General features: G+C 56.8%; 5 protein-coding genes and 1 pseudogene. 2 read left to right on the top strand and 4 right to left on the bottom strand.

From position 1 onward, the window contains the following. A pseudogene (locus A3754_RS22540) lies at window positions 1–527 on the bottom strand (alkane 1-monooxygenase); the annotation flags it as partial. Between the two features lie 266 nt (window positions 528–793). Here A3754_RS22540 and A3754_RS22535 point away from each other — a divergent pair. Next, on the top strand, window positions 794–2,284 hold the full coding sequence (locus A3754_RS22535; RefSeq protein WP_063521393.1) for an NAD(P)/FAD-dependent oxidoreductase: 1,491 nt from the start codon (window positions 794–796) through the stop codon (window positions 2,282–2,284). A 78-nt stretch (window positions 2,285–2,362) separates the two neighbouring features. Here A3754_RS22535 and A3754_RS22530 read toward each other — a convergent pair whose 3' ends face one another. After that, window positions 2,363–2,803 carry a YchJ family protein gene (locus A3754_RS22530; protein ID WP_063521392.1) on the bottom strand — a complete coding sequence of 147 codons (441 nt, stop codon included), beginning with the start codon at window positions 2,801–2,803 and terminating at the stop codon, window positions 2,363–2,365. Window positions 2,804–2,823: 20 nt separating this feature from the next. Next, window positions 2,824–3,396, bottom strand: a complete 573-nt coding sequence (locus A3754_RS22525; protein ID WP_063521391.1) for a TetR/AcrR family transcriptional regulator — start codon at window positions 3,394–3,396, stop codon at window positions 2,824–2,826. A gap of 93 nt (window positions 3,397–3,489) precedes the next feature. Between A3754_RS22525 and A3754_RS22520 the strand changes: the two genes are divergently transcribed. Beyond that, on the top strand, window positions 3,490–3,909 hold the full coding sequence (locus A3754_RS22520; RefSeq protein ID WP_063521390.1) for a VOC family protein: 420 nt from the start codon (window positions 3,490–3,492) through the stop codon (window positions 3,907–3,909). Between the two features lie 370 nt (window positions 3,910–4,279). Here A3754_RS22520 and A3754_RS22515 read toward each other — a convergent pair. Continuing rightward, window positions 4,280–4,635 (bottom strand): gamma-glutamylcyclotransferase (locus A3754_RS22515; RefSeq protein ID WP_197468787.1); only part of this gene is annotated, 356 nt, incomplete at its 5' end.

The raw sequence follows: 4,635 nt of genomic DNA, 5'->3' as shown, positions 1-4,635 counted from the left end.
ACGTTTTTGTGGTGCCCTTTGTTGTGCTCCACGAAAAAGTGCCCGTAGGCAACCGGGGCCAGAGTGATCTTGGCCAGCCAGCGTTCGGATCGGGTTTTCTTGTGGCCCAGTTCGTGGGCGGTATTGATGGCAATGCCGTTAACCGCGCCGACACTGAAGACCAGACCGACCAGGCCCCACAGTGGCACATCCCCGCTGGCCACCAGCCAGGCGCCCAGGATAGTGGCCAGATACTGGGTCGGGATGTAGGCATAAACAATCAGCCGGTAGTAGGTATCGCTTTCCAGCTGTGGGACGGCAGATTCCGGTGGATTGCTGGTGTCGGCCCCTACCACCCAATCGGCAAAGGGAATCAGACCGTACACGAGGAAAGGGCCGCCCCAGAGCAACCCGGGCCAGGGCCAGATAAACAGATAAATGAGAAGAAACGAAACAGCCAGCACGGGGATCGCCGGGCTGAGTAACCAAAGGTAACGTTTCCCGTCGTGCCAGTCAGGGAGTGTGGTGGTTGAGTCTGTTGATGCCATGGTGCCACCTTTGTTCTGCTTTTCGTTTAACGCTATACCCCTTATGGAATGGGGCCAAGTACTGCTTTGTATAGACTTGGAAACGGCCTGATGATTACTTTGGACGTAAAAATGCAAGGGCCATTCCGTGGATGCATGCTGCGTGACCTGGCGGATACGGGGCAGGCAGAAAAAGTCGGTTGCCTGTGGTTGTTGGCAATGGGATGGTGAACGGTAAAGGAACTCTTTACGTGATGATTTGACCGGCTGTTTAAGGGAGCGTTCTCATGGTTAGCCAGCACAAGCATGCCGAAAATAATGAACACACCGGTAATGATGTGGATGTCCTGATAATCGGTGCAGGGCTGTCGGGTATCGGCATGGCCTGTCATCTTGGCAAGGATTGCCCGGACCAGCGTTTTGCTATTGTTGAGCGGCGCAAGGCCATGGGAGGAACCTGGGATCTGTTCCGTTATCCGGGGATTCGTTCCGATTCTGATATGTTCAGTTTTGGCTATGGTTTTCGTCCCTGGAATGAATTGAAAGTGTTGGCCGACGGGCCCTCCATTCGTCATTATATTCATGAAACGGCGGACGCCTTTGGGGTCACAGAGCATATCCGCTATGGCCTGAAAACTACCTCGGCGGACTGGTCGGAAAAGGATCAGCGCTGGACAGTGACAGTAACCCATGAAGATAGTGGAGAAACCGAGACGTTCACCGCCCGGTTTATGGTTGGCTGCACCGGTTATTACAATTACGACAAGGGCTATTTACCTGATTTTCCAGGCATGGATCGCTTCAAGGGGCGCTGTGTCCATCCTCAACAATGGCCGGAGGATCTGGATTACAAGGATAAAAAAGTGGTGGTGATTGGTAGTGGTGCCACGGCCGTTACACTGGTTCCCTCCATGGCGGAGGAAACCGCTCATATCACCATGCTGCAGCGTTCACCTTCCTATATTTTTTCCATTCCCGGCCATGACAAATTATCCGAACTGCTGGATGCGGTGCTGCCTTCGGACTGGGTGTTTGGTATGGCACGGTGGCGCAATATCAAGCTGCAGCGCCTGATTTATAAAGCGTCAAAAAAATACCCGAAATTTATGCGCAAACTGCTGTTGTCCAACGTCAAGCGGCATGTGGGCGATGGCGTGGATATGGCCCATTTCAGCCCTTCTTATATGCCCTGGGACGAGCGCCTGTGCGCGGTGCCGGATGCGGATCTGTTCAAGGACCTGCGCGATGGCAAGGCGACCATTGTCACCGATCATATCGAGACCTTTACGGAAAATGGCATCCTGTTGAAATCCGGGCGGGAGCTGGAAGCGGACATTATTGTTACCGCCACCGGGCTGAATCTTCAGGTGCTTGGCGGCATGACGTTATCGGTTGATGGTGCGCCGCTGGATGTGAGTCAGCGCATGACTTACAAAGGCGTGCTGATGGAGGGAGTGCCCAACATGGCCTGGGTGTTCGGGTATACCAATGCGTCCTGGACGCTCAAGGCCGATCTGGCTGCTGCCTACGTGTGCCGGCTGCTCAATTATCTGCAAGAAAACCGGCTTGCTGTGGTGACGCCCCGGGCCGAATGCGCGCAATCGCAGCAGGACCATTCCATCATGGATGCGCTGGGGTCCGGTTATGTACAACGCGCCAGCCATTTGTTGCCTCGGCAGGGCCAGGGGCATCCGTGGAAAGTGATGAACCATTATGCCTATGACAGGCATATGCTGCTGGAAGAACCAGTGGAAGACGGGTTTCTGGCGTTTTCCTGAATGGTGAGCGTGCGAGTTTAGAAACCAAAAAATCACTCACGGCTTTGCCTTTCGCAAATCGAAACTCGTTGCTGCCTTTCACCCGCAACATTTTTTGAATTTCTTGCCGCTGCCACAGGGGCAGGGATCATTTCTGCCGGGCTTTAAGGTTGTTACCGAGGGGGTTCCGTCCAGGTAATACCAGTGGCCATTTTCCTTCACAAACCGCGAGCGTTCTTCCAGCACACCCAGGCCGTGACGGTCCTTGCTGGTGGCGCGAAAATGAACCCAGCCGGTATCGCCCTCTTCATCGCTGGCAATGATCGCCAGCGCCAGCCACTGCTGATCGTCATCCAAATCCAGCCCGGCAGGGCGTTGGCTCAGGTGCCAGCTCTGTGCAATGTAATCGGTATTTTTTAAGGCAAAGGCGCAAAACCGTGAGCGCATCAACGCTTCCGGTGACGCGGCGGGCTTGCCCTGATGCAGGGGTTGGCAACAGTGGGCGTAATCCAGGCCGGACTGGCAGGGGCAGGCAGTCATGGGGGTCTCCGCGGAAGCAATCAACAAAAGCGATCAAACAGGGCCAGCAGGTCCTGGCGTCGTTGAGGCAAATTCTCTCCCCTTGGGTCATTCAGTACCAGTGCATTCATGGCGCCATTGAGTAGCTCCGCGAGCCCTTCGGCGCTGCCAGCAAAGTGCAGGGCGCCTTCCGCCATGGCTTCGCGAATGCCCTCGCGCAACAGCGGGAAACTGTAACGCTCATCCAGGGCCCGCCAGCGTTGCTGACCCAGTACCGAGGGAGCTTCGACCACCAGGATGCGCCGCACATTGTCCCGGGCCATGAAATCCACCCAGGCCAGGCTGCCGGCCTTGAGGGTGGCCAGGCTGCCGCGTTGGCCGTCCACGGCTTTCTCAATGGCAGCCATGGCTTCCTGGCTGAGCAGATCACAGACCGCTTCGAACAGCTCTGCCTTGTTGCGGAAATGGTGATACATGGCGCCACGGGTGACCCCGGCGCCGGACAGAATGGTGTCCGTGCTGGTGTCGGCGTAGCCCTGTTCGGCAAACAGGTGGCGGGCGGCATTGATCAGGCAGCCGCGGGTCTGGGCGCGGCGCTGTGCATTGGTGGCCATGGTTTTCCTCTTTTGGTTGACAAACAGACTATCAGTTTGTTTTTATTTTCTCAAAGCAGACTGCCTGTCTGTTTTTTTACAAGGAGGTATCAGATGAAAATCAGCGACCGCTACCCCATCGTGGTCACCGACCACAAGGTGGCCTGCCGGGATTTCTGGCAGCGGCATTTCGGGCTGGATGTGCTGTTCGACAGCGACTGGTTTGTGCTGCTGGGCAATGAGCAGCAGGGCAGCGTGGTGGCCTTCATGAGCCCGGATCATCCCTCGGCGCCGCCGGGGCCTGAGTGTTTCGGCGGGCAAGGTGTGTGCCTGGAGATTGAAGTGCAGGATGCCCGTCAGGCAATGGCGGATTTCCAGGCCAGTGGCGGCGAAGTGGCGTATCCGCTCAGTGACGAGCCCTTTGGTCAGCGCCGCTTCGGCCTGCGCGACCCTTCCGGTTTGTGGGTGGACGTGGTGGAGCAGATCGAGCCACAAACGGGGTATTGGGACCGTTATATGCAGACAGGGGATTGAGAGGCTCCTTGATCCAACACCTCCGTCATACCGCAATGCTGTTCACTCAGGAGAAGCAGCGCTGCGCGAACATCTTCGTCATGCGAGCATGACTTCCCACCAATCCCGAAGTTTGAGGGGGGGGGGAAGCGATGTTTACATCGCGAAGGCTTCAGGTCTGGCACAGAACCTTAAGTGAACGGTATTACCGTCATGCCGGGGTTATTCGCTGCGCTCCCCCCTTCGGGTCCAGACTCCGTCTGCTCTGCTCTGCTCTGCTCTGCGCTTGTGCTCCGGTATCTACTTCACGTTCGTGTGGTCTCTCTGAAAGGCGCTGCCAGCAGCAGGAGGTGCCGGGGCAAGCCCGGCATGACAATCTGCTCAGGTCGGATTAATCATTCCCTGCCAACAGAAATTGCTCAATCCGGAAGACGTGTTCATCCAAAGCACCCAGCTCCCGCAGGGCTTTGGCTAGGTGGAGCAGATAATCTCGGTTGCTGCCGCTGGGGCCTTCACTGCGGGCAATATGCTCGGCAATGGCCTGCTCGTCCGCCTGGCCAAGAAAGGCCGCATTGTCCTCGGTGGCAATATAGACCAGACCGTCCGCCAGATCTCCGTCGGCAAAGGTCAGTGGCGTGCGAAAGCGCAGATAGCCATTCTTCTCCCGATGGTCGAGATGCTCGAACACATCCGGCGTGATGCGGTAGGCCATGCCGGCACACACCATGCCGGGGGCTTCAATCAAGG

The organism is Alcanivorax sp. HI0083 (assembly GCF_001635175.1).
The sequence above is the reverse complement of the archived record's forward strand: the minus strand, read 5'-3'. Positions and strand labels throughout refer to the sequence as shown.

Excerpts from the sequence above, each read along its gene's own strand:
- A3754_RS22525 (WP_063521391.1), bottom strand. The coding sequence starts at position 3,396 with ATGGCCACCAATGCACAGCGCCGCGCCCAGACCCGCGGCTGCCTGATC.
- A3754_RS22530 (WP_063521392.1), bottom strand. The coding sequence starts at position 2,803 with ATGACTGCCTGCCCCTGCCAGTCCGGCCTGGATTACGCCCACTGTTGC.
- A3754_RS22535 (WP_063521393.1), top strand. The coding sequence starts at position 794 with ATGGTTAGCCAGCACAAGCATGCCGAAAATAATGAACACACCGGTAAT.
- A3754_RS22520 (WP_063521390.1), top strand. The coding sequence starts at position 3,490 with ATGAAAATCAGCGACCGCTACCCCATCGTGGTCACCGACCACAAGGTG.